Below are 24,626 nucleotides of genomic sequence, written 5' to 3' on the forward strand. Positions count from 1 at the left end.
ATGTCACATTTTCATCATTTTCTATGACGGCTGAGTCCCGTCGACAGCGGCTGATCCAGGCCATGCAGCGGTTGGGCTATGCCCTGCTGCTGCCCGTCTCCATCCTGCCCCTGGCCGCCCTGCTCCACCGGCTCGGCGAGCCTGATGCCCTGGATCTGCCGGTGCTGATGCTGAGCGGTCAGGCCATCTTCGGCCAGATGCCCCTCATCTACGCGGCGGCCATCGCCTTTGGCATTGGTCACTCGGAGCGGGGCAGTCTCGCCTTGTCGGGAGCGGTGAATTTCCTGCTGCTGAGCTCGGCACTCTCGGCGCTGGCCCCCGGCCTGCACGCCGACCTCGTCTGCGGCATGCTGGCGGGCATCACCACGGCCCTGATCGCCCCCTGGTCCCCTTCCATGCCTAAAGCGGTGCGGCTCTCCCTGCCCGGTCCCTGGCAGGGGCCCCTGCTCTCGGCACTCGTCTGCCTGCTGCTCGCCGTGCCCCTGTCGTGGATCTGGCCCTCACTGGTGGAGGGCATCAGCCTGATCACCACGGATCTGGCGACCCCGTTTGGCGCCTTCTGTTATGGGGTGATCCACCGTCTGTTGCTGCCGTTCGGGCTGCACCAACTGCTCGGCAACCTGATGACCCTGGGGGAGAGCAACCAGCTGGCGATGGCCACGGCACAGCCGCTGCATCAGGGCTATGGGGCCGGTCTCTACCCCATCGTCATGTTCGGTCTGCCCGGCGCCTGCTTCGCCATCTGGCTGCACCGCCACCGGCTGCGCCAGGTGCCCCACGGCGCCCTGTTGCTGAGCCTGGCCCTCACCTCGTCCTGTATCGGCATCACCGAACCCATCGAGTTTCTGTTCGCCTTCACCGCCCCCTGGCTGTTTCTGGCCCACGCCTTGCTCACCGGCCTGTCGTTCGCCATCTGCAGCGCCCTCGACATCGAGATCGGCGGCTACTTCTCCGCCGGCCTGCTGGACTTGAGCCTGAGTTATGAGAGTGGTCAGCACTCCTTCTGGGTCATCCCTCTGGGGATCATGTTCTTCGTCGGCTACGCCCTGCTGTTCTACCAATTGCTGGGGCGGGCCCCCCTCAGCCTCGCCGACCAGCAACAGACCCGCCAGGAGATGGCCAACATACCCCCGGCCGATCCCCAGATGCTGGCCATCCAGTACCTCAAGCTGCTGGGGGGCATGGATAACCTGCAAGCCATCAGCGTCTGCCTGACCCGCCTCAGCGTACGGGTGCGTGAGATGGCTCTGGTCGACACCTCCCAATTGCTCAACCTCGGTTGTCTCTCCTGGATTGAGCTCAACGAGCATCAACTGGTGCTGGTGCTGGGCCCCAATGCCGGCCTCATCGAGGGACAGATCCGCATGCTGGCCGAACGCCAGGCCGTGCCCCTCGGCCTCAAGCCCAATCATGAATCGAAGGATCAGGCCGCCTGGTGATCCCTGCTGGTCCCGGTACTGATCAGGCCCGCCCCTTGCTCTGACTCAAACGACCGCCGTTTGGCGACCTGGGCCAGTGTCAACGACTGCCGACTCAGGCTGGCGCCATCCATGGCAGGCAGACGGGCGATCGATTCGATCCGTCTCGCCAGCCAACCCTAAATAGGTAGAAAACGCACCATGATGGGGTGGTCTCACCAGAGACAAGCACCAAAAGCGCACACCGGGCCGCGCCCCCCAGCGGCGGCGGCAAGCCTGGCGAGTGCCTGGAGGTCATGACCGACTAGAAAACAGACAACATACTGTTTCTCATCCAAAAAAAGGGGCCATCCCGACCGGGATGACCCTAAATACCTGAACGTTGGGGGTAACAATCACACACACATCCTTTGCAGGACAGAAGGGTTATTGCAGCTCCCATGCCAACTTAATGAAATGACCCGTTCAGGCTCATTTTTTTCGCGCAAGCGGCGGCCAACCTCTTCCCCCGGCACCCTATCACCATAAAAAAACGCCACCCGAGGGTGGCGTAAAAGATGACGGAACTTTCCTAGAGCAAAGCAGTAATAGTGAATACATTAACCGTGCCAACCTTGTTAATGATCCCATTTTTGATGTCTGCCATCCCTGCCAGATACCTAAGCTCGCCCAGGCCAGCGCTCCTCGCCTGCGGGCAAACCACGACAGCACAGGCCCGGGGTGATAGAATCCCGCGGTTTCACATTTATGAAGAGTCGACCCCATGCCCTGGATACAAATTCGAATCAACGCCACCGCCAAGACGGCGGACAAGGTGAGCAACATGCTGCTGGGGCGTGGTGCCCAGGCCGTGACCTTTATGGATGCCAAGGATGTGCCCGTCTATGAACCCATGCCCGGCGAGACCCCGCTCTGGGGCGAGACCGAGGTGATGGGGCTGTTCGACGCCGAAACCGATCCCGCCCCCACCATCGCCTTCTTCCAGCAGATCTTCGGGGAAGAGGTCGGCTACAAGGTCGAACAGCTGGAAGACAAGGACTGGGTGCGCGAGTGGATGGATCACTTCCACCCCATGCAGTTTGGCGAGCGGCTCTGGATCTGTCCGAGCTGGCGCGACGTCCCCAACCCCGATGCGGTCAACGTCATGCTGGATCCGGGTCTGGCCTTCGGCACCGGCACCCATCCCACCACGGCGCTCTGCCTGCAGTGGCTGGACGGGCTGGATCTGGCCGGCAAGACGGTGGTCGATTTTGGTTGTGGCTCCGGCATCCTCGGCATCGCCGCCCTGAAACTCGGCGCCGCCCGGGTCATCGGCATCGACATCGACCCCCAGGCCATCCAGGCCAGCCACGACAACGCCGAGCGTAACGGCGTCGCCGGCCAGATAGAGCTCTACCTGCCGGCGGATCAGCCGCAAGACGTCGAAGCGGACGTGGTGGTGGCCAACATACTGGCCGGCCCGCTGCGGGAACTCGCCCCGCTTATCGCCGGCCACGGCAAGCCAGGCAGCCTGATGGCGCTGTCCGGCGTGCTGGAGAGCCAGGCCCCGGAGCTGGAGACCATCTACGGCCAGTGGTTCGACATGGACCCGACCGCGGTGAAGGAGGAGTGGTGCCGCCTATCGGGCCGCAAGCACGGCTGATGGCAACCACCTCATACAACAAGGGCACCGAACGGTGCCCTTGTTGTTTCCGCTATCCTCTCGTGTCTCCCCTGCCCACTGCCCCACACACAGGCAACAGCCCGGACTTAGGCCGAACAATCTGGTGCTGCTGCACCACAACAACGCAGCGACCATATCTTGGTGTCAAACCATAAAACAGCTGTAACTATATGAATATAAATGACTATGTATTCATATAGCTGGATGGCATACCCCTTGCAATCTGCCTCTTCAGAGACTTTCACCATTGAATGTCATATTGGAGAAGCATATGCAGCAACAGGATTGTGCGAAACCGGAACTGAAACGAACCCTGGGGGCTTTTCACCTGTGGGGGATCGCCGTGGGACTGGTCATTTCGGGGGAATACTTTGGCTGGAGCTACGGCTGGGCACAGGCGGGTACCATGGGCTTTCTGGTCACCTCCCTGCTGGTAGCCGCCATGTACACCGCCTTTATCTTCAGTTTTACCGAGCTGACCACCTCAATTCCCCATGCGGGAGGCCCCTTTGCCTATGCCTACCGGGCCTTTGGTCCGGTCGGAGGATATATCGCAGGCTTTGCCACCCTGGTGGAATTTGTGTTCGCGCCGCCCGCCATCGCCATGGCGATCGGGGCCTACCTCAACGTCCAGTTTCCGGCCATCGACCCCAAGTGGGTGGCGGTGAGCGCCTATCTCATCTTCATGACCCTCAATCTGGTCGGCATCGGTATCGCCGCAACCTTCGAGTTGCTGGTCACCCTGCTCGCCATTTTCGAGCTGCTGGTCTTCATGGGAGTCGTGAGCCCGGGGTTCAGCGCCAGCAACTTCATGCTCAACGGCTGGGCAGGCCAGCAGGAGTTCAGCCTCGGCGCCCTCCCCGGTATCTTTGCCGCCATCCCGTTCGCCATCTGGTTCTTCCTCGCCATTGAGGGCGCCGCCATGGCGGCCGAAGAGGCCAAGGAGCCGAAGAAGACAATTCCGAAAGCCTTCATCGGTGGCATCCTGACCCTGGTCATGCTGGCCATGGGGGTCATGGTGTTCGCAGGCGGCGTCGGAGACTGGCGCCAGCTTGCCAACATCAATGATCCCCTGCCCCAGGCGATGAAGATGATAGTGGGCGAGAGCAGCGGCTGGCTGCACATGCTGGTCTGGCTGGGGCTGTTTGGCCTGATCGCCTCCTTCCACGGCATCATAATGGGCTACTCACGCCAGATCTTTGCCCTGGCCCGGGCCGGTTATCTGCCCGGTGCCCTGGCCTCGGTCAACCGCCGCTTCCAGACCCCCCACTGGGCCATTCTGGCCGGTGGCGTTGTGGGGATCCTGGCGATCTTCTCCGACTCGCTGATCGTCATAGGCGGACTCTCCCTCACCGCCAACATAGTCACAATGGCGGTGTTTGGCGCCATTGTGATGTACATCATCTCGATGGCGGCCCTGTTCAAGCTGCGCCGCAGCGAACCGGCACTGGAACGCCCATTCAGAGCCCCTCTCTATCCTTTTGCTCCGGCTCTCGCCCTGGGACTGGCAGTGCTCTGTCTGGTGGCCATGGTCTATTACAACGGCCTGCTGGCGCTGATCTTCGGCGCCCTTATGCTGGCGGGCTATGCCTACTTCCGTCTGACCCATGATGAAGGGATTGCCGCCCGTGACGGTGAGCTGGTCAAGGCAAGCTGAACCAGATCCTCTGTGCCCATCAGGAGCAAGGCCAGGCGCTGGCCTTGTCTCCCCACCCTGCATCGACGAGAGAGCCCCATGTATCGCACCCAACTGTCACACCACGGCTATCAGTTTCCCGACCTTCGCACCCTGATGGCCAAGGCCACCCCTGCCCGCTCCGGTGACTATCTGGCCGGCGTGGCCGCCCACAGCGCCGAGGAGCGCATGGCGGCCAGGATGGCGCTGGCTGACCTTCCGCTCAAGGCCTTCCTCAATGAGGCGCTGATCCCCTACGAGCAGGACGAGGTCACCCGCCTCATCATAGACAACCATGATTTCGCCGCCTTCGCCCCCATCAGCCACCTGACGGTAGGGGATTTTCGCAACTGGCTGCTGTCTGAGGCGGCCAACAGCCAGACCCTGGCACGCATAGCCCCCGGCATCACACCCGAGATGGCCGCCGCGGTCAGCAAGCTGATGCGCAATCAGGATCTGATCCTGGTTGCCAAGAAGTGCCGGGTCATCACTGCCTTTCGCAACACCATAGGGCTGCCCGGCCACCTCAGCGTACGGCTGCAACCCAACCATCCCACCGACGATCCTCAAGGGATAGCGGCAGCCATGCTGGACGGTCTGCTGTACGGCGCGGGGGATGCGGTGGTCGGCATCAATCCCGCCAGCGACAACTTGCCCGTCCTGGCCAGCCTGAACCAGATGCTCGACGAAGTGATCCAGCGTTTCGCCATTCCGACCCAATCCTGCATCCTGACCCATGTCACCAACACCTTGCAGCTCATAGAGCGCAATGTGCCGGTGGATTTGGTGTTCCAGTCCATCGCCGGTACAGAGGCTGCCAACCGAGGATTTGGTATCGATCTGGCCCTGTTGCAAGAGGCGTATGACGCCGCCCTCAGCCTGGGGCGCGGCACCCTTGGCAACAACGTCATGTATTTCGAGACGGGCCAGGGCAGCTGCCTCTCGGCCAATGCCCACCACGGACTGGATCAGCAGACCTGCGAGGCCAGAGCCTACGCGGTAGCTCGCCACTTCAAGCCGTTGCTGTGCAATACCGTGGTCGGTTTCATCGGGCCGGAGTACCTCTATGACGGCAAGCAGATCATCCGCGCCGGACTGGAAGATCACTTCTGCGGCAAGCTGCTCGGGGTGCCGCTCGGCTGTGACGTCTGCTACACCAACCACGCAGAAGCGGATCAGGACGACATGGACACCCTGCTCACCCTGCTGGGCAACGCTGGCCTCACCTTCCTCATCGGCGTGCCCGGGGCGGACGACATCATGCTCAACTACCAGAGCACCTCGTTTCATGACGCCCTCTATATTCGCGAGCTGCTCGGCCTCAAGCACTCACCGGAATTTGCAGACTGGCTGGTGCGGATGCAACTCACCAACCCTGGCGGCCAACTGCTCGATGCCAGCCTGCGCCATCCTCTGTTAACGGCTTTTGGCCAAAGCGGCAAGGTGGCCTGATGAGCAAGGATCCCCATGACATGAGTGACATAGTTCACCTCAATCCCTGGCTTGAACTCAAACGCTACACCTCGGCCCGCATCGCGCTGGGGCGCACCGGGGTCAGCCTGCCCACAGAGGCACTGCTGGCGTTTGGTCTGGCCCATGCACAGGCTAGAGATGCTGTGCACCAGCCCCTGGAAGTGGCCGCCCTGACCCAAGCGCTGCACGCCGCAGGACACAGAGTCCTGACGGTGCACAGCGCCGCCACCAGCCGGGAAGAGTATTTGCGTCGCCCGGATCTGGGCCGACGGCTGAACGATGCCAGCCGCCTCCTGCTGAGCCAGCGCCCACAAGCAGAGGCCGATCTCGCGCCCCTGGAGCATCAGGCCCGGCAGGCTGACGCCGATCTCGTCATCATGCTGGGTGATGGCCTCTCCTCCACCGCCCTGCATCAGAATGCCCTGCCCTTTATCGAGGCGCTGCAGCCCCATCTCAGGCGCCTTGGATTGAGCTGTGCCCCTCTGGTGATCGCCAGCCAGGCCAGGGTGGCACTGGGAGATGAGGTAGGGGAACTGCTAAGTGCCCGGGCCGTGCTGGTGATGATTGGCGAGCGCCCCGGCCTCTCCTCCCCCGACAGTCTGGGGCTCTACCTGACCTGGCACCCCAGAGTCGGGTGCATGGATTCACAGCGCAGCTGCATCTCCAACGTACGTCCCGCCGGGCTCGATTTCCCCCAGGCGGCTCACAAGCTGGCCTGGTTGCTGGAGCAGGCCTTCAACCGCCGCTTGACCGGGGTTGCCCTCAAGGATGAGAGCGGCGAGCTGGCCAGCCTGATCGAACACGACGCCCCGCTTCCCCCTTGCCGTCCAGCCTGACAACGGGGCGGCCAGCCCGGTCCGCCCCATCACCCATCCCAGACTGAACCACTTGAATCTGCAATGAAAACTGGGCATCGTCTCGCCACCCCCCGCCAAGCAGCCAAGGGGCGCGCCTCTACCCCTCAGGACAATTGCTTGATACACAAGAGGAACGGATGAAGATTGCCATTCTGGATGACTATCAGGATCAGGTTCGTCACCTGCCCTGCTTTGCCTTGCTGGCAGGGCACGATGTCAGGATCCTTAACCAGCGCGAGCCGGATGCTGCGCACCTTGCCGCCATGTTGGGGGGAGTAGAAGCACTGGTGCTGATCCGCGAGCGTACCCGTATCGACGAACAGCTGCTGATGCGGCTTCCCACCCTTAAACTGATCAGCCAGACCGGCAAAATCAGCCAGCATATCGATCCGGCACTGTGCCAGCGGTACGGAGTCGCAGTTGCCGAAGGGGTAGGCAGCCCCATTGCTCCCGCCGAACTCTGCTGGGCACTCATAATGGCCGCCTCCCGCCATATTCCGGCTTACACTCGCGCGTTGACCAAGGGCCAGTGGCAGCAATCTGGCACACTCGGCCTGGGACGCACCCTGTACGGTCTGACGCTCGGTATCTGGGGCTACGGCAAGATAGGTCAGCGCATCGCCCGTTACGGCAATGCATTCGGTATGTCTGTGCTGGTATGGGGTAGCGCATCGTCTCGTCAGCGGGCGACACAGGATGGATTCGATGCCGCCCCCAACAAGACAGCGTTTTTCCAACGTGCCGATGTCTTGTCCCTGCATCTGCGGCTCGACGAGCTCACTCGAGCCTGCGTCACCCGTGCCGACCTGGCTCGAATGAAGGCAGACTCTTTGCTGGTCAATACCAGCCGGGCCGAGCTCATTGAATCTGGTGCACTCCATGCGGTGCTCAGTGCGCATCCCACCCGGCGAGCGGCACTGGATGTGTTCGATAGCGAGCCCGCCAACCTGGATAACGAGCCTATCCTGGCGTTGCCCAACGTGCTGGCCACACCGCATCTGGGCTATGTGGAGCAAAACAGCTATGAGCTCTACTTTCGCAAGGCATTTGAAAATGTGCTGGCCTTTGCCGAGGGCAGGCCACAACACCTGGTGATGCCGGCGCTGGGTTGAGGTTCACTCTTATCCTGCCGACAACGCAGTAATATATGCGGTCTGCACTGGAGGTGTTGCGCTTGCGCGACAGCCAGCCGCCCAAATTGCCCCATGCCAATCGGAGAGCAGGAAGCCCCATGACCGACTATCAGAAGATGATCGCCAGCCAGCCCTACAACTGCATGGCGCCGGAGCTGGATGCCCTGCGCCGGGAGACGGCGCGCCGCTATCGCCGCTTCAATCGGGCGGAAGAGGAGGATGAACAGCTGGCGCTGTTGAGGGAGATCGTCGGCGAGCTGGCCGAGGGAGCCTTTATCTGCCCGCCGTTTTACTGCACCTATGGCCGCCATATCCACCTTGGCAAAGGCAGTTACATCAACATGGAGGCCACCCTGCTGGACAACGCCCCTATCCGCATCGGTGCCGGTGTCATGATGGGGCCGAACGTGCAGATCTATACCGCCGCCCACGCCCTGGACGCCGATGCGCGCCTGGCCGGGGTGGAGACGGCGCTGCCGGTGACGGTCGAGGACAGGGTCTGGATCGGCGGCGGCGCCATCCTGCTGCCCGGGGTCACCGTCGGGCGGGAGGCCATCGTCGGCGCAGGCGCCGTGGTGACCAGGGACGTCCCGGCCGGGGCCCGGGTGGTGGGCAACCCGGCCCGGATCCTGCCCGGGACATAACGCAGCACTGGTCCTCTCTTGCCGAGCCTGAGCGGCAGGCGGGTACAAAAAATGAAGCCCAAGGTCACGAAGACGTTGGGCTATATAAAAAGGTGCTACGGAATTGCGACTCTCATCGCAGAAAATCAGAAGGCGAACCTTCTGAACTGGCGCTGTGATAATAACGGTGCGCAAACGTTTTACATAGCGAAAAATACCGAGATTGCGAACTTCCTCTCACTATTTAAAAAAGAGTCTGCCGCCGGCAAAAACCGGGCCTTCCCCCTCTTTTCTTCCTTGCCCCACTCTGGGTATCATCCCTGGCTGCATAGAAAAAGCCCTGATAGATCAGGGCTTTTCAAACAAGTCTCATGGCCGTCAACGGCACTCTTCAGAAGCGGCGAACAAACGCCCCAAGGGGCAGCTCGCGCAGCTTGCGCGCCTCCAGCATGGGAGTGCCCAGGTAGAGGAAGCCCACCAGCTGATCCTCGGCGGCCAATCCCAGCCCCAGTCTGATATGCTCGTCGAAGATGAACCAGCCGGAGCGCCAGATGCCGTTGAAGCCCTGGGCCTGGGCCGCCATCTGCATCGCCATCAGGGCGCAGCCGGCGGAGAGCTCCTGCTCCAGTTTCGGCACCTTGGCATGGGCCTGATAGCGGCTCGCCACCGCCACCACCAGCGGCGCTCGCAGGGGCGCCTGCTCGCTCTTGGCGATGCTGTCGGCATCCTCTCCCCGCAGCCGGGCCGCCTCCCCGAGCAGGGCACCCAGGCGCTCGCGCCCCTCCCCCTCGAACAGGATGAACTGCCAGGGCGTCAGGGTGCCGTGGTCCGGTGCCCGCAGCCCCGCCTTGAGAATATTGTCGAGCGCCTCGCCGCCCGGAGCGGGCTCGGTCAGGCGAGCGCAGGAGTGGCGATTGAGCAGCAGAGTGAGGGCATCCATGGGCAATTCCTAGTCAGGGCAATGATGGCGCTACCTTAGCACAGCACCGGATGAAGAAAACCCCTGAGGCTCAGGGGTTTATCGCCATATAAAACAGATTGCAGGCCAGGGCGGAGCAACTAGATAACGGCGGCCAGCTCGGCGCCTTGCCGGATGGCGCGCTTGGCGTCCAGCTCGGCGGCCACGTCGGCCCCGCCTATGATGTGCACCGGCTTGCCCGCCGCCTGCAGGCCGGCCTGCAGCTCCCGCAGTGGCTCCTGCCCCGCGCAGATGATGACGTTATCCACCGGCAGGCACTGTTTGGCCTCGCCTATCTGGATGTGCAGGCCCTCGTCGTCGATGCCCAGGTACTGTACGGCCGAGAGCATCTTGACCTTGCGGTTCTTCAATACGGTGCGGTGGATCCAGCCTGTGGTCTTGCCCAGGCCATCGCCCACCTTGCTCTCCTTGCGCTGCAGCAGCCAGATCTGGCGCTCGGGGGCGTCTATCTCGGGGGCGATCAGGCCGCCGCGCTGTGCGAGCTGGCGATCTATGCCCCACTCCTTGAGCCAGTGATCGCGGTGATGTTCGGCATCCCTCTCCACCCGCTTCTCGACCAGGTATTCGGCCACGTCGAAACCGATGCCGCCTGCCCCTATCACCGCCACCTTCTGGCCCACCGGCTTGCCATCGCGCAATACATCGAGGTAATTCAATACCTTGGCATGCTCGATCCCCGGAATATTGGGGGTGCGCGGCCGTATGCCGGTGGCCAGGATCACCTCGTCAAAACCGCCGCCGAGCAGGCTCTCGGCGCTCTGGCGCTGGCCGAGATAGAGCTCGACGCCGCACTTCTCCAGCCGTTTGGCAAAATAACGCAGGGTCTCGTGAAACTCCTCCTTGCCCGGGATCTGCTTGGCGAAGTTGAACTGGCCGCCGATTATCGGAGCCTGATCGAACAGGCTCACCTGATGACCACGCTCAGCGGCGTAGCAGGCAAACGCCAGCCCGGCCGGCCCCGCCCCCACCACCGCCAGCCGCTTGGGCTGGGGCACCCGGCCAAAGGTCAGCTCGGTCTCGAAACAGGCCCTGGGGTTGACCAGGCAGGAGGCGCGCTTTTGCTTGAACACATGGTCGAGGCAGGCCTGGTTGCAGGCGATGCAGGTGTTGATCTCGTCCGCCCTGTCCTCGGCCGCCTTGATGACGAACTCGGGATCCGCCAGGAAGGGGCGCGCCATGGAGACCATGTCCGCCTCGCCCCCCGCCAGGATGCGCTCCGCCACCTCGGGGGTGTTGATGCGGTTGGTGGTGATAAGGGGCACGGTGAGGTGCTTTTTCAGCTCCGCCGTCACCCAGCTGAAGGCGCCGCGCGGCACGCTGGTGGCGATGGTGGGGATGCGCGCCTCGTGCCAGCCGATGCCGGTGTTGATCAGGGTCACCCCCGCCTGCTCCAGGGCCTTGCCAAGGGCAATCACCTCCGGCAGCGAGGAGCCCTGCTCCACCAGATCCAGCATGGAGAGGCGGAAGATGATGATGAAGTCGGGGCCGACCCGCTCGCGGATGGCGCGGACAATCTCCAGCGCAAAGCGCATCCGCTTTTCGCTGCTGCCGCCCCAGCCATCGCTGCGCTGGTTGGTGCGCTCGCAGATGAACTGGTTGATGAGATAACCTTCCGATCCCATCACCTCGACACCGTCATACCCCGCATTGCGGGCGAGCTGGGCCGTGCTGGCAAAGTCCCGTATGGTGCCGCGGATCTGGCGCTCGCTCATGGCTCTGGGCTTGAACGGGGAGATGGGGGCCTTGAGGGGGCTCGGCGCCAGGCTGAAGGGATGATAGGCGTAACGCCCGGCATGGAGGATCTGCAGCGCTATCTTGCCCCCCTCCCGGTGCACCGCCTCGGTCAGCTTGCGATGCTTGCTCACCTGCCAGGGGAAGCTGAGCTGGGAGCCGTGAGGCACCAAGCGTCCCCTCAGGTTGGGGGCGATGCCGCCGGTGACGATAAGCCCGACCCCACCACGCGCCCGCTCGGCGTAGAAGGCGGCCAGCTTGTCAAAGCCCCCCTTCTCCTCTTCGAGGCCGGTATGCATGGAGCCCATCAGCACGCGGTTCTTGAGCTGGGTAAAGCCGAGATCCAGGGGAGTCAGCAAGGTCGGATAGCGGCTCATGATGCACTCCTTTGCGAGGCCGGCACGCAGCAATCCAGACGCAGCAGCACCCGGATACACAACTGGGTAACGCCAAGGTCGAGGGGGGTCAGCAAGGTTGGATAGCGGCTCACGGGGCCTCCAGTTAATTTTTTGTTATCAAATTGAGGCTAGAGTAAAGAATCGAAAATGCTTTTTCAAACAAATGTTTGGACATTTTTTCGGCGAACAGCTGTAGCGCCAGCGCCCCCCACGATGGAACATGGCAATCGGCGGGGCAACTGGTTAATAATGGCTCCTCTAACCCATTGACAGGGCGATACCGCGACTATGTCTATTTTCAAAGGCCTGGGCTGGCTCTTTCGCAGCCTGTGGCGCCTGCTCAACTTCACCCGGCTGATGCTGGTCAATCTGCTGTTTCTTGCCGTCGTCCTGACTCTGGTGTTCGTGTTGGGGATGCAGCAAGAGGCGCCCCAGAGTCCGATTGAGGGGGCCCTGACCCTGGATCTCGACGGCACCCTGGTCGAGCAGCTCACCCAGGTGAGCCCGAGCGAGCAGCTGCTGCAACAGATGGGCAGCCGCGACGATCTGCCCCGGGAGCTGCTGCTGTCGGACTTGCTGTGGGCCATCCGCTCCGCCGGGGAGGATGACCGCATCCAGGCCCTGGTGCTTCAACCTCAGGGGCTGCAGGGCAATCTCTCCAAGTTGCAGGAGGTGGCCGATGCCATCGACGACTTCAAGGAGAGTGGCAAGCCGGTCATCGCCATGGCGGACTACTACACCCAGGGCCAGTATCTGCTGGCGGCCCACGCCGATCACGTGCTGCTCAACCAGAGCGGGGCCGTGTTGCTCGAGGGACTGGGGGTCTACCAGACCTACTTCAAGTCCGCGCTGGAGAAGCTCAACGTCACCCCCCATGTGTTCAAGGTCGGCACCTACAAGTCCTTCGTCGAACCCTACACCCGGGATGACATGTCTGCCGAGAGCCGGGAGGCGAACCAGCGCTGGCTGGATCAGCTGTGGCAGGCCTATGTCAGCGACGTGGCCAACCAGCGGGAGGTCGAACCCGACGCCATCTCCCCTAGCAAGGAGCAGTTCCTCGAGCGCTTGAGAAAGGCGCAAGGCAATGCAGCCAATTATGCCCTCGACAACGGCCTGGTCGACGAGCTCGCCACCCGGGAGGAGATGAACCAGGCGGTGATCAAGGAGGTCGGCGAGCGCGAGGATCACAGCTGGCGCGGAGTGGGACTCAAAGAGTATCTGGCCGCCATCCCGGATCAATATCCCCAGAGCGGCAAGGATGAGGTAGGCCTCATCAAGGCCAGTGGCGCCATCATGGATGGCATCCAGCCCGCCGGCACCATAGGGGGCGACAGCCTGGCCAGCCTGCTGGCCGATGCCCGCCTGGATGACCAGGTGAAAGCCGTGGTGCTGCGGGTCGACAGCCCGGGCGGCAGCGCCTTCGCCGCCGAACAGATCCGCGCCGAACTGCTGGCGCTCAAGCAGGCGGGCAAACCCGTGGTGGTCTCCATGGGCAGCTATGCCGCCTCAGGGGGCTACTGGATCGCCGCCGATGCGGACAAGATCTTCGCCTCCCCCACCACCCTCACCGGCTCCATCGGCGTATTCGGCCTGTTCGCCACCGTCGACCAGGCCCTTTCCCAGTTCGGCATCCACAGCGACGGGGTCGGCACCACCGACTTCGTCGGCCTGGGGGTGACCCGGGCCCTGCCGCCCCACGTGGGCGAAGCCATCCAGCTCAACGTCGAGAACACCTACCAGCGCTTCCTCGGCCTGGTCAGCAAGGGCCGCGGCCTGAGCATGGCGGAGGCGGAAAAAGCGGCACAAGGCCGGGTCTGGACCGGTCTGGATGCCAAGGCGCTGGGACTGGTGGACGAGTTTGGCAGTCAGGATGACGCCATCGCAGCGGCGGCCGAGCTGGCCAATCTGAAGGAGTGGCAAGTGACCCCCATCCTGCCCGAGGAGTCCGCCAAGGAGAGGTTCCTGCGCGAGCTGCTGGGCAGCAGCGCCCGGGCACTGGCTCCCGCCCTCAAGGGCACCATCCCGGCCCCTCTCGGCCAGAGCCTCGTCGCCCTCAACCAGGCCCTGGATCCCCTGATGCGTTTCAACGATCCCCAGGGCACCTATGCCTGGTGCCCGGTCTGCCGCTGAGCCCGGCGACTCACCATGACAAACCGCCCCTTTCTCGGGGCGGTTTTTTTTGCGTCCCAGGTCGTCACCCGGGGGTCAGAGGGGGCCCAGCAGCCCCTCCCTGTGCCAGCGGTGCAGCTGGGCCAACACCCGGGTCTCGCGATGGGTCCACTGGGGACAGCGACCACCGAGCAGCCATTGATTGTTGTGGAGCGCCTCCTCCATGGCGTGCCAGTCTGCGCTGAAGCCGAGCCGCTGCTCGTAGGCTTGCAACCTGGGCTGGCTGCGCCCCTCGGCCACCTGACACAGATAGTAAAGGGAGCGGATGCAGTAGGCGTCATAGTCGGGCTCCCGGGCGTTGCGGTACTCCCGGGTCTCGCCGAGCAGGGCCCCCTGAGTCAGCAACTCGGCGCCGCACTCTTCCCGCAGCTCCCGGGCCAGGGCCTCCCCATGGCTCTCGCCGGGCTCGACGCCGCCACCGGGGAACATGAAGTCTCCGTTGACGCGGGAGTGCACCAGCAGCAGCTCATCCCCCCGCAGCACCACGGCCCGCACGGTGACGCGTTCCAGCAGCCGATCCAGCCGGGGAAAGTCCCCGTGCATCAGGCGCAGGGAGAAGGGGGACAACCTCAACGTCTGCGGATCCTGGGTGCTCATGGACGGTAGGCCCCCGCCTTGATCTGCGCCACCAGCTCCTCGGCCCGGGCATCCAGGGTCGCCAGCTCCTCCTTGCTCAGGGTGTGGTAGAGGCCAAAGCGCTTGACCGAGAGATCGCTCCCCTCCTGGAAGGCGGTGCTGACCTTGCCCCACAGGTAGGCCTCCTGATACTGCTTCTGGCCCATGTGCAGGGTGCTCAGCGAGGTCAGCAGCCGCGTGTCCACCTCATCCCCCGCCCGGTAGAGGGAGAGGCCGTGCTCCATCACCTGGATGGCCCGCTCGGGGTCCGTCTTGGCATAGATGCCCCCCAGGGCGAGCTGCAAAGCGGGATCCTCCAAGGCCTGGGTTCCCGCCAGGGCCAGGAACTGCTGGCGCGCCTGCTCGTTGGTGTTGTTGGTCCAGTGCCAGATCAACAGGTAGGGATCCTGGGAGCCGCGGGTCTGCTCGTCGAGCCGCTCCAGCTCGGCGCCGGCGGCCAGCATCCCCTCGACCCGGCTGCTCTTGCGCTCCTTGGCGTACTTGTACTCTATGTGGGTCGAGCGTTCGATGCAGCGCAGGTAATCTTCCAGCTTGCTCATCAGCTCGTACTTGTGACGGTCGCTCCCCTCCTGCTTGAGGTAGAAGCGGGCCCGGATCACGTCGGTGCGCTCATAGCGGCACCAGCCATCGTCCACCAGATCCTGACAGAGCTCGGGGTGATTGGCACAGATGTTATGGAGACGGTCGTCGCCGCCGCAGGCAACGAGGCCGAGCCCCATGGCGAGGCCAACAACAGCCCGACGTAGTGGAAAATGGGTCATGGTTTACATCTGGTTGATAACATCGACAGCCTGCTCTCGCCACCCTTGGCTAGCAAACCACTCACATATCCATTACAATGCGCGCGCCAAAAGCTGGCCGCGATTGCAGAATAATATAACGAATTATACGCCCCTACAGTGATCTGCATTCGACGAATTTCTTTTTGCTTCAACAACGTGAAAAACACGGTTACGTGAAATAAAGGATCTGGTTAATGACCCACGAGCACTACTTGCAAGCGTGGCAGGAGAGCCAGGAGCTCGCCGAAGCCATGCAACCCTTGATCGGTCGCCTCTACCGCCAGCAAGGGATAGAGATCACCGTCTACGGACGCCCCCTGCAAAACGCCTCCACCATCGATATCCTCAAAGCCCACCGGGTGGTTCGCCGCCACGAAGGCCAGCCCCTCCCCATCCAGCACAGTTTCCCCCTGCTTCGCGCCCTGTGCGAACTGGCCCCCAGCGCCGCCGAGATCGATCTGGGCAAGCTGGCGGTCGGCTACTGGCGCGACCATGGTGACGAGGCGGGCATCACGGATTACCTCAAGGCCAAGCTGGCCCCGGCTCTGGGCCAGGGTGCCCTGCCGGCGCCGACCGACGTGGTGCTCTACGGCTTTGGCCGCATCGGCCGCCTGCTGGCCCGGTTGCTGATCGAGCGCACCGGCGCCGCCAACGCCCTGCGTCTGCGTGCCATCGTCGTGCGTGGCGGGCGCGAGGGAGATCTGGAGAAGCGGGCCAGCCTGCTGCGCCGTGACTCGGTGCACGGCCCCTTCAATGGCTCCATCGAGGTGGACAGTGATCGCAGCGCCATCATCGCCAACGGCACCTTCATCCAGGTGATCTACGCAAACAGCCCGGCCGACATCGACTACACCGCCTACGGCATCGACCATGCGCTGATCGTCGACAACACCGGGGTCTGGCGTGACGAGGCGGGTCTGTCCGAACACCTCAAGGCGCGCGGCGCCGCCAAGGTGCTGCTGACCGCCCCCGGCAAGGGGGAGATGAAGAACGTGGTGTTCGGGGTCAACCACGAGGTGATAGGCCCGGATGACAGGATAGTCTCGGCCGCCTCCTGCACCACCAACGCCATCACCCCGGTGCTCAAGGTGATGCAGGACAAGTACGGTATCGTCCACGGTCACGTGGAAACCGTCCACTCCTACACCAACGATCAGAACCTGATCGACAACTACCACAAGGGGGAGCGGCGCGGTCGCAGCGCAGCCCTCAACATGGTGATGACCAGCACAGGCGCCGCCAAGGCGGTGGCCAAGGCGCTGCCCGCGCTCAAGGGCAAGCTGACCGGCAATGCCATTCGGGTACCCACACCCAATGTGTCGCTGGCCATCATCAACCTGTCGCTGGAGCAGGCCACGGATCGAGAGAGCCTCAACGCCTATCTGCAGCAGGCTGCCCTGAGCTCCTCCCTGCACCGCCAGATCGACTTCAGCGCCAGCACCGAGCTGGTCTCCTCCGACATGGTGGGTTCCCGTTTTGCGGGTATAGTGGACTCCCAGGCCACCATCGCCGAGGACGATCACTGCGTACTCTATGTCTGGTATGACAACGAGTTTGGCTACAGCTGCCAGGTGGTGCGAGTGATGGAGAAGATGGCCGGCGTGGTCCGCCAGGATCTACCGGCATAGTCCGCCAGGATCTGCCCACCTGAGTCAGCCATTCATTATTTCGGGTTTGCGAGGAAAGAGAGCATGTCATTTCAACAGGTCATAGGGCAGATGCCCCAGGAAGTCTACGAGCGGCTCAAGACCGCGGTTGAACTGGGCAAATGGCCCGATGGCAAGCCCCTCACCGAGGAGCAGAAGGCCACCTCGCTCCAGGCGGTGATGGCCTGGCAGGCGATGCACCTGACCAACCCGGAACACATGAATATCGGGGCGGATGGCAAAATCGTGATGAAGAGCAAGAGCGAGCTCAAGCGTCAGTACCGTGACGAGGAAGAGATAGTCCGTATCGACCTCAGTCACTGAGGGCGAGCTCAAGCATCGAAGCAGCGCGACGAGGAAGAGATCATTCGCGTCGATCTCAGTCACTGAGGGCGAGCTCAAGCATCGAAGCATCGCGATGAGGAAGAGATAGTCCGCATCGATCTCGGTCACTGAGAGCGGGCTCAAGCATCGAAGCAGCGCGATGAGGAAGAGATAGTCCGTATCGATCTCAGTCACTGAGGGCGAGCTCAAGCATCGAAGCAGCGCGACGAGGAAGAGATAGTCCGTATCGATCTCAATCACTGAGGGCGAGCTCAAGCATCAAAGCAGCGCGATGAGGAAGAGATCATTCGCGTCGATCTCGGTCACTAAGCCTTGCCGCGAGCCCTGGTTCGCACGCCATAGCAAAGAAGGGAGCCATTATGGCTCCCTTCTTTTTTCCTGTCTCTGTGCAGGGTGAGGATATCCCCCTCATCCCCAGCCCTTCTCCCGCCAGGGGGAGAAGGGAGCTGGCCCGCAGTGGGCGGATAGCCAGTGAAGAACCTGCCGGCAATCGCCATGGCAAGCCTCGCTGCCAACAACCGCTCGTGCTATCCCCTCTCCCCCTGGGAGAGGGCGGCAATGCTCAGGGGGTCAGCTCACCACGCAGGGACTGCTGCATCAGCTCGCGGATACGCGGGGCCGACAGGTCCTGGCTCAGCAGGAAGTGCAGCTTGGTGAGCGCCGCCTCGGCGGTCATGTCAAAGCCCGAGATGACCCCGGCCCGGGAGAGGGCATTGCCAGTGGCATAGCCCCCCATGTTGACCCTGCCGTGCAGGCACTGGCTCAGGTTGACTATGATGACGCCCCGGGCGGATGCCTCCGAGAGCAGCGCCAGCATGGCCGGGTTCTGGGGCGCATTGCCCACCCCGAAGGAGAGCAGGATCAGCGCACGCACCGGCTGCTGCAGTATGTTGGCGATCACCTCGCTCGAGATCCCCGGATAGAGGGTCACCACGCCGATGGGCTGGGGGGTGATATCGTGCAGCACCAGGGGCGCCTGGCAAGGGGTGCCCAGTTCGCCCGCCTCCAGGGAGATGGCGATCCCGGCGTTGAGCAGGGGCGGATAGTTGGGGGAGTCGAAGGCGTGGAAGCCGTCGGCGTGCACCTTCTTGCTGCGGTTGCCGCGATAGAGCTGGTTGTTGAAAAACAGCGTCACCTCGTGGATCGGGTAGTTGGCCGCGATATAGAGGGCGTTGAGCAGGTTCTGCTGGCCATCGGAGCGCAGCTCGGCCAGCGGGATCTGGGAGCCGGTGATGATCACCGGCTTGTGCAGATCTTCGAGCATGAAGGAGAGGGCCGAGGCGGTGAACGACATGGTGTCGGTGCCATGGAGGATCACGAAGCCGTCGTATTTTTCGTAGTTGTTTCTGATATCCTCGGCGATGCGCTGCCAGTCCGCCGGGGTCATGTCGGAGGAGTCGATGAGCGGCGCATATTCGTGAATATGGTAATCCGGCATCTCGGGCCGGTGAAACTCCGGCATCCGCGCCAGACAATCTTCCATGAAACCCGCCATCGGCACATAACCGTGGTCGGAGCGCTGCATCCCTATGGTGCCGCCTGTGTAGGCGATGTAGATAGACTTCTTCACACCCTCTCCTCATCTGGGCTGGAAACGGGCGAATTATAGAGTTTAGCGCCGACAAAGACAGCCCGAACAGGCTGAAATCGGGGATGTATCACCTAATTATCCGCAGGCAACAAACAGATAATAATGTCAACAAAGCGTATCTTTTCGGTTACATAACCAAGAAATTTGGATGTTACCAGTGCTTTTTGCTAATATCGCCGCCGTTATCACAAAACTCACATCCGCTGCGCCCACCTCGCTGGGCCCGACAGACCCGGAATGCCACCACCGGGTCGGGCAGATTTGCCCCTCTTTTTTATGACGCCAGACCGGTATGGAACGCCTCCATGCCCTGGCCACGCGGTTTCAATCCCGGCTGAATCTGTGCGTCTTCCCGCGGGGAGACACAGCCAATCACCATGGGAGTACCCAATGTTACAACTCGATGCTTATGCCACCCTAGTGGCCGCCACCCTGGTCCTGCTGCTCGGTCGCCTGCTGGTCAACCGGGTGGAAAGATTGCGCGCCTTCAACATTCCCAAGCCGGTCGCAGGGGGCTTGCTGGTCGCCCTGGTGCTGCTGACGCTGCGCGTCGCGGCCGGACTCGAGGTGAAGTTCGACACCAGCTTGCAGACCCCATTGATGCTGGCCTTCTTCGCCTCCATCGGCCTCTCCGCCGATCTCGCCAGCCTCAAGCGTGGCGGGCGGGCCGTATTCACCTTCCTCGGGGTGGTGACAGGCCTGCTGCTGATGCAAAACGGGCTTGGGGTGGCGCTGGCCAGCCTGCTGGGGCTGGATCTGCACATGGGGCTGCTGGCGGGCTCCATCACCCTCTCCGGCGGCCACGGCACGGGCGCCGCCTGGAGCGCCACCTTCACCGACAAGTACGGGGTCCAGTCCGCCGCCGAACTGGCCATCGCCTGCGCCACCTTCGGCCTGGTGCTGGGGGGTCTCATCGGCGGCCCGGTCGCCCGCTATCTGGTCAAGAAGGTGCAGGTGCCTGGCGAAGAGCACAACCTGGATGAAGTGCCCCAGGGCTTCGAGATGCCGGAGACGGAGCGACGCATCACCACCTTCAGCCTGGTCGAGACCCTGGCGCTGATCGCCATCAGCCTCAAGGGGGGCGAACTGCTCTCCCAGGGGCTGCTCGGCTCCGCCTTCGAGCTGCCGGTGTTCGTCTGCGTGCTGTTTGTCGGGGTGCTGCTGCGCAATGTCCTGACCCTGCTCAACTGGCACGAGGTGAGCGATCGGGAGGTCTCCCTGCTCGGCAACGTCAGCCTGTCGCTGTTCCTGGCCATGGCGCTGATGAGCCTGAAGCTGTGGGATCTGGCGAGTCTGGCCCTGCCCATCTTCGTGCTGCTGGTGACCCAGACCCTGGCCATGGCCCTCTACGCCATCTTCGTCACCTTCCGGGTCATGGGTCGCAATTACGATGCCGCCGTGCTGGCCGCCGGCCACTGCGGCTTCGGCCTGGGGGCCACCCCGACGGCGATTGCCAACATGCAGGCAGTCACCATGCGCTTTGGCCCCTCCCACCTGGCCTTCCTGGTGGTGCCCATGGTGGGGGCCTTCTTCATCGACATCATCAACGCCATGGTGATCAAGCTGTTCATGGCGATGCCCTTCCTCTCCTGAGGCCAGGGCGCGCCGCGTCCACAAGAAAACCGCAAGCCAGGGGCTTGCGGTTTTTTGTTGTCCGGCACCGGGTGCCTGCTTATTGGCACGACTCGCTGGAGGCGGAGTTGAGGTAGCTCACCTCCCCCTTGGGCGCGTAGTCGGCCGCCTGGATCACCTGCTTGGCGGTGAGGAAATCCTTGAGCACGGCGGCATCCACCAGACCGGCATTGACGGTGTCTATCTTGGGATAGCCATCGCCACCGGCGGCGCTGAAGCTCGGGATGGTGAAGCTGTACTGGGCGCCGGCATCGAACGGCTTGCCGCCGATGCTGGTGATGCTGACCGACTTGGCCTGGCAGTCCACCGCCATCTCTATCCCGCCAAACTGGGCGTAGCCCCCGGTGTTGCCGGTTTTGGTGGCCACCTGACCCAGATAGCTCACCAGCTCGCTGCCCGGCATCACGGCCTTGTTGACCGTGTTGCCGAACGGATGCACGGTCAGCACGTCGCGATAGGAGATGTCCCCGACCTGGATGGAGGCACGCACCCCGCCGGAGTTGACGATGCCAAAGTCGGTGCGCAGGGTCTGCGCGGTGGCCGTGGTGATGAGACGACCCAGGTTGGTCTGCCTGTTGCGCACATTGGCGCGCTCCCCGTCCAGCAAGCCGTCGGTGGCGGCGATCACCACTCCCAGCTCCTGGGCGCCCTTGTCTTGGTAGACCTGCAACACCCCTTCCAGGGCCGGATCCCGCACTATCTCCTCCTGGATGAAGGCACCTTGCTCATCCTTGAGGTTGACCGGGATCAGCTCGTAGCGGGTGAGGGTGAAGTTGCCATCCTGGTAGTCAAACTGGGCGCGCCCCACATACTTGCCCCACTCGTGGGCCTGCATGATCCAGGTGCCATTTTGTTGATCAGGCTGGCAGTCGTCGCCGGGCTTGAAGTCGGCATACTGGTTCGCCACCCCGGGCTCCATGCAGACCGGGTTCTGAGAGTGGCCGCCAATGATGGCATCCAGCTTGCCCGCGGGCAGCTGACGGGCCATCTCCACGTCCCCGGGGGCATTGCTGCCGTGGGCGCCATCGGCGTAGTGGCCCATGTGGGTGATGGCGAAGATGACATCGGCCGAATTGCCTTGCTTGATGCCGTCTATTACCCGCTCCACTTCCACCTTGGGATCGCGAAATTCCAGGTTGAGCACATTATTGGGGTCCACCAGCTGGGCGGTATCTTCCGTGGTCAGGCCAATAACGGCGACCCGCAGACCATTTTTCAGTTTGAATATCTTGTAGGGATCGAAATAACGCTGGCCAGTATTCTTGTCATATATGTTGGCCGAGACCATGGGGAATTTGGCCCATTGGCGCTGCAGCTCGAGAATATCGAGGGGATTATCGAATTCATGGTTGCCGACCGCCATGGCGTCATAACCGATATGGTTCATGGCAATAAAGTCCGGCTCGGCATTTTGCAGATCAGACTCGGGCACCCCGGTATTCACGTCCCCGCCCGACAGCACCAGCACCTCGCTGTCGGCGGCCTTGGCTTCGGCTCTCAGCCGGTCGACCAGGGTCTTCTGGGCCGCCATGCCATATTCGCCATCCTCGTTGTGCCAGAAGCGACCATGGGTATCATTGGTATGCAGCACGGTGAGCTTGCACACATTCTCGACGCAAGGCTCGCTCTCGTTCTTGGAGGTATTGCAGCCCGCCATCGCCGCCAGCACGGCCAATGCCAGGGTTCCCTTTATCAAATTATGTTTCATTCCTTCACACCTTGATTTTGTTAGTATTGGGCCTGACCATTCCAGTCTTGGTCGCGGGCAATATATCAACCTTTGATATTCAATCGGCATCCTGGCTGAAAAAAATGACATAAGTGTGATCCGGCATTATTTCCCATTCGAATAATTAGCCAGGAAAACGTTTGCCTTTATTTAATGTGATCCCCTGCTGATATAAGGTGCTCGGCCCAGCAATAAGCGGGCCATTGCCGCCCCTGCCCCGCCGGGCGTGAGTGTGCAATAATGCGGCCCCATCCCATTGGAGCAGCCCATGGCCAAATACGACAAACCCTCCCCCGAGACCCAGCAGGCGGCCCTCAAGGTGGCCCGCGCCAATCAGAAGCCGGGGCAGACCAAGGAACAGACCCAGCTCATCGCCCAGGGCATCCAGAAGGGGATCGAGGAGTACAAGAAGCAGATGAAGGCCCGCGCCCGGGAGGCCAATCGCCTGAAGAAGCAGCAGAGCCGTGGCGCACAATCCCTCCAGCCCGAGCAGGAGCCAGAGGTCGAGGTGATCGAGGTGAGTCGCCAGCATCCCCTGCCCTGGCTGCTGCTGGCCTTGAGCTGGCTGGGCTTCGCCGCCTGGCACTGGCTGGCCTGATCCCTTGCGACGCGCAAACCTTTGCCTGGGATCCGCCTCACAGGGCCAACGCGCCGGACTGGTCAAGGAGGCGCGGCACTGGTTAAATCCCGCCCCTCACCCAGGCCCATCCCCCTTACTCATCCACAGGAGTGCATCATGAACCCGGCTCCCCTCTATCTGCTGGCCCCCCTGACGCTCTTTATCGTCACCCTGGTGCTCTATCGCATCTCGCCGCTGCGCGCCGTGGCCTCGGGCAGTGCCCGCTGGTTCATCCTGCCCGCCTTCACCCTCTTCATCCTGCTCATCGTCATCAACAATGCCGCCAACCCGGCCCTGCGCAGCCCCGGGTTTCACTGGCTGATGCCGGGGCTCGGCTTCGCCCTGTGCCTCTTCCCCGCCCTGCCCAAGGCGCTGGTACCCCGACTGGCGATCAAGGAGGGTGCCTTCGCGGCCCTGGGTCTGATGCTGATGAGCCTGGCCATGGTCTACTGACCCCATGGATTGAGCCGTTTTGCATGCCGGAAGAGGCGCGCTGTGACGGGCGCCTCTTGTACAAACAATGGCCGATGGGCATCTTGGTGAGAGGATCGCCAGCCAGGAGGCCAGATGCACAACCCGCCCGATTTCATGACCCTGTGGGATGACCAGGATCCCGCCGCCAGCGCCGCGCGCTTTCATGCCCTGCTGGCCGAAGCACACGCCGCCGCCGATCTGCAGTACGAGCTGGAACTGCTCACCCAGCTAGCCCGCACCCATTCCCTGCAACGCCAGTTTGCCCAGGCGCACCAGCTGCTCGACCAGATAGCCCCCCGCCTCACCGACGCCACCCCGCGGGCCCGCCTTCGCACCCTGCTGGAGCGCGGCCGCACCTTCAACTCCGCCGGCGACAAGGCCCGCGCCAGGACACTGTTTGAACAGGCCTGGCAGCAGGGTCTCAAGCACAAGGAGTCTTATCTCGCCATCGATGCGGCCCACATGGTGGCCATCACCGCCCCGCTGGACGAGCAGAGCCGCTGGCACCAGCTGGCGATGGAGCTGGCGGAACGCAGTACGGATCCAAAGGTGCGCGGCTGGCTCGCCACCCTCTATAACAATCAGGGCTGGACCCTGTTCGAGCTGGGTCGTTTGGAAGAGGCCCGCCAGTGCCAGCAAAAATGCCTGGCCTGGCACCAGCAGCACGGCAATCCGGCCAAGGCCTTTATCGCCCGCTGGAGCCTGGCGCGCCTGAGCCGGGCCCAGTGCCGGCATCAGGAGGCGCTGGCCGAGCTGACCCAGCTGCGGGACGACATGGCCGCCGCCGGCGCTCCCGAGGATGGCTATGTGTTCGAAGAGCTGGGGGAGAATGGGCTGGCACTCGATAATCCGGCCGCGGCCGAATACTTCGCCCGCGCCTGGTTTCTGCTGTCGCAAGATGACTGGCTCAAGGCCAACGAAGCAGAGCGGCTGATCCGGCTCAAGAGGCTGGGCAAACTCTAAACCACGTCAACAAAGCAGCGGGGGGGGGGGGGGGGGGGCCCCCCGCCCCCCGGCGTGGCGACCGCGGCGGGGGGAAAGGACCCCCCGGGG

At 62.9% G+C, this 24,626-nt stretch carries 20 protein-coding genes; 14 read left to right on the plus strand and 6 right to left on the minus strand.

Features of this window, described 5'->3' with window-relative positions:
* Positions 1–23 precede the first annotated feature (23 nt).
* From ACW5W4_RS13980 to ACW5W4_RS14010, 7 genes are all read left to right on the plus strand, one after another.
* Entirely contained in the window at positions 24–1,439 is a 1,416-nt protein-coding gene (locus ACW5W4_RS13980) for a PTS transporter subunit EIIC (RefSeq protein WP_427261154.1), read from the plus strand.
* A gap of 742 nt (positions 1,440–2,181) precedes the next feature.
* Complete coding sequence (prmA, locus tag ACW5W4_RS13985) at positions 2,182–3,060, plus strand: 50S ribosomal protein L11 methyltransferase (RefSeq protein ID WP_456689775.1); 879 nt, start codon at positions 2,182–2,184, stop codon at positions 3,058–3,060.
* Positions 3,061–3,352: 292 nt separating this feature from the next.
* Positions 3,353–4,738, plus strand: a complete 1,386-nt coding sequence (gene eat, locus ACW5W4_RS13990; protein ID WP_456689776.1) for an ethanolamine permease — start codon at positions 3,353–3,355, stop codon at positions 4,736–4,738.
* A 78-nt stretch (positions 4,739–4,816) separates the two neighbouring features.
* Positions 4,817–6,208 carry an ethanolamine ammonia-lyase subunit EutB gene (locus ACW5W4_RS13995; protein WP_456689777.1) on the plus strand — a complete coding sequence of 464 codons (1,392 nt, stop codon included), beginning with the start codon at positions 4,817–4,819 and terminating at the stop codon, positions 6,206–6,208.
* Between the two features lie 20 nt (positions 6,209–6,228).
* Positions 6,229–7,065 carry an ethanolamine ammonia-lyase subunit EutC gene (gene eutC / locus ACW5W4_RS14000; protein ID WP_456689778.1) on the plus strand — a complete coding sequence of 279 codons (837 nt, stop codon included), beginning with the start codon at positions 6,229–6,231 and terminating at the stop codon, positions 7,063–7,065.
* Positions 7,066–7,223: 158 nt separating this feature from the next.
* The gene (locus ACW5W4_RS14005; protein ID WP_456689779.1) at positions 7,224–8,198 is read left to right on the plus strand and encodes a D-2-hydroxyacid dehydrogenase family protein; all 975 of its coding nucleotides are present in this window, start codon (positions 7,224–7,226) and stop codon (positions 8,196–8,198) included.
* A 119-nt stretch (positions 8,199–8,317) separates the two neighbouring features.
* Complete coding sequence (locus ACW5W4_RS14010; protein WP_456689780.1) at positions 8,318–8,863, plus strand: sugar O-acetyltransferase; 546 nt, start codon at positions 8,318–8,320, stop codon at positions 8,861–8,863.
* A 370-nt stretch (positions 8,864–9,233) separates the two neighbouring features.
* On the opposite strand, the gene ACW5W4_RS14015 is transcribed toward ACW5W4_RS14010, so the two are convergent.
* Positions 9,234–9,782: an NAD(P)H nitroreductase gene (locus ACW5W4_RS14015; protein WP_456689781.1), complete on the minus strand. Its 549-nt coding sequence runs from the start codon at positions 9,780–9,782 to the stop codon at positions 9,234–9,236.
* A gap of 119 nt (positions 9,783–9,901) precedes the next feature.
* On the minus strand, positions 9,902–11,929 hold the full coding sequence (locus tag ACW5W4_RS14020) for an oxidoreductase (RefSeq protein ID WP_456689782.1): 2,028 nt from the start codon (positions 11,927–11,929) through the stop codon (positions 9,902–9,904).
* 309 nt (positions 11,930–12,238) lie between these two features.
* On the opposite strand from ACW5W4_RS14020, the gene sppA reads away from it, so the two are divergent.
* Positions 12,239–14,080: a signal peptide peptidase SppA gene (gene sppA, locus ACW5W4_RS14025; RefSeq protein WP_456689783.1), complete on the plus strand. Its 1,842-nt coding sequence runs from the start codon at positions 12,239–12,241 to the stop codon at positions 14,078–14,080.
* A 75-nt stretch (positions 14,081–14,155) separates the two neighbouring features.
* On the opposite strand, the gene ACW5W4_RS14030 is transcribed toward sppA, so the two are convergent.
* Positions 14,156–14,716: an NUDIX hydrolase gene (locus tag ACW5W4_RS14030; protein WP_427261164.1), complete on the minus strand. Its 561-nt coding sequence runs from the start codon at positions 14,714–14,716 to the stop codon at positions 14,156–14,158.
* Entirely contained in the window at positions 14,713–15,516 is an 804-nt protein-coding gene (locus ACW5W4_RS14035; RefSeq protein WP_456689784.1) for a DUF2989 domain-containing protein, read from the minus strand. The genes ACW5W4_RS14030 and ACW5W4_RS14035 overlap by 4 nt, the downstream gene beginning before the upstream one ends.
* Before the next feature lie 215 nt (positions 15,517–15,731).
* On the opposite strand from ACW5W4_RS14035, the gene ACW5W4_RS14040 reads away from it, so the two are divergent.
* Both ACW5W4_RS14040 and ACW5W4_RS14045 read left to right on the plus strand, forming a co-directional pair.
* On the plus strand, positions 15,732–17,165 hold the full coding sequence (locus ACW5W4_RS14040) for a glyceraldehyde-3-phosphate dehydrogenase (RefSeq protein ID WP_456689785.1): 1,434 nt from the start codon (positions 15,732–15,734) through the stop codon (positions 17,163–17,165).
* A 63-nt stretch (positions 17,166–17,228) separates the two neighbouring features.
* Positions 17,229–17,507, plus strand: coding sequence for a YeaC family protein (locus ACW5W4_RS14045; RefSeq protein WP_456689786.1), 279 nt, complete (start codon positions 17,229–17,231; stop codon positions 17,505–17,507).
* Between the two features lie 583 nt (positions 17,508–18,090).
* Here ACW5W4_RS14045 and ansA read toward each other — a convergent pair.
* Positions 18,091–19,098 (minus strand): asparaginase, encoded by a 1,008-nt coding sequence (gene ansA / locus ACW5W4_RS14050; RefSeq protein WP_456689787.1) that lies wholly within the window; start codon positions 19,096–19,098, stop codon positions 18,091–18,093.
* Positions 19,099–19,509: 411 nt separating this feature from the next.
* On the opposite strand from ansA, the gene gltS reads away from it, so the two are divergent.
* On the plus strand, positions 19,510–20,712 hold the full coding sequence (gene gltS, locus ACW5W4_RS14055) for a sodium/glutamate symporter (RefSeq protein ID WP_456689788.1): 1,203 nt from the start codon (positions 19,510–19,512) through the stop codon (positions 20,710–20,712).
* 79 nt (positions 20,713–20,791) lie between these two features.
* Here gltS and ushA read toward each other — a convergent pair whose 3' ends face one another.
* Complete coding sequence (gene ushA, locus ACW5W4_RS14060; protein ID WP_456689789.1) at positions 20,792–22,459, minus strand: bifunctional UDP-sugar hydrolase/5'-nucleotidase UshA; 1,668 nt, start codon at positions 22,457–22,459, stop codon at positions 20,792–20,794.
* Between the two features lie 289 nt (positions 22,460–22,748).
* Here ushA and ACW5W4_RS14065 point away from each other — a divergent pair, with 289 nt between their 5' ends.
* From ACW5W4_RS14065 to ACW5W4_RS14075, 3 genes are all read left to right on the plus strand, one after another.
* Complete coding sequence (locus tag ACW5W4_RS14065) at positions 22,749–23,078, plus strand: DUF2956 domain-containing protein (RefSeq protein WP_456689790.1); 330 nt, start codon at positions 22,749–22,751, stop codon at positions 23,076–23,078.
* 138 nt (positions 23,079–23,216) lie between these two features.
* Positions 23,217–23,552: a hypothetical protein gene (locus tag ACW5W4_RS14070; RefSeq protein WP_041995558.1), complete on the plus strand. Its 336-nt coding sequence runs from the start codon at positions 23,217–23,219 to the stop codon at positions 23,550–23,552.
* Between the two features lie 114 nt (positions 23,553–23,666).
* The gene (locus ACW5W4_RS14075; RefSeq protein ID WP_456689791.1) at positions 23,667–24,536 is read left to right on the plus strand and encodes a tetratricopeptide repeat protein; all 870 of its coding nucleotides are present in this window, start codon (positions 23,667–23,669) and stop codon (positions 24,534–24,536) included.
* Positions 24,537–24,626: the final 90 nt, after the last annotated feature.

Source organism: Aeromonas crassostreae (assembly GCF_054052445.1).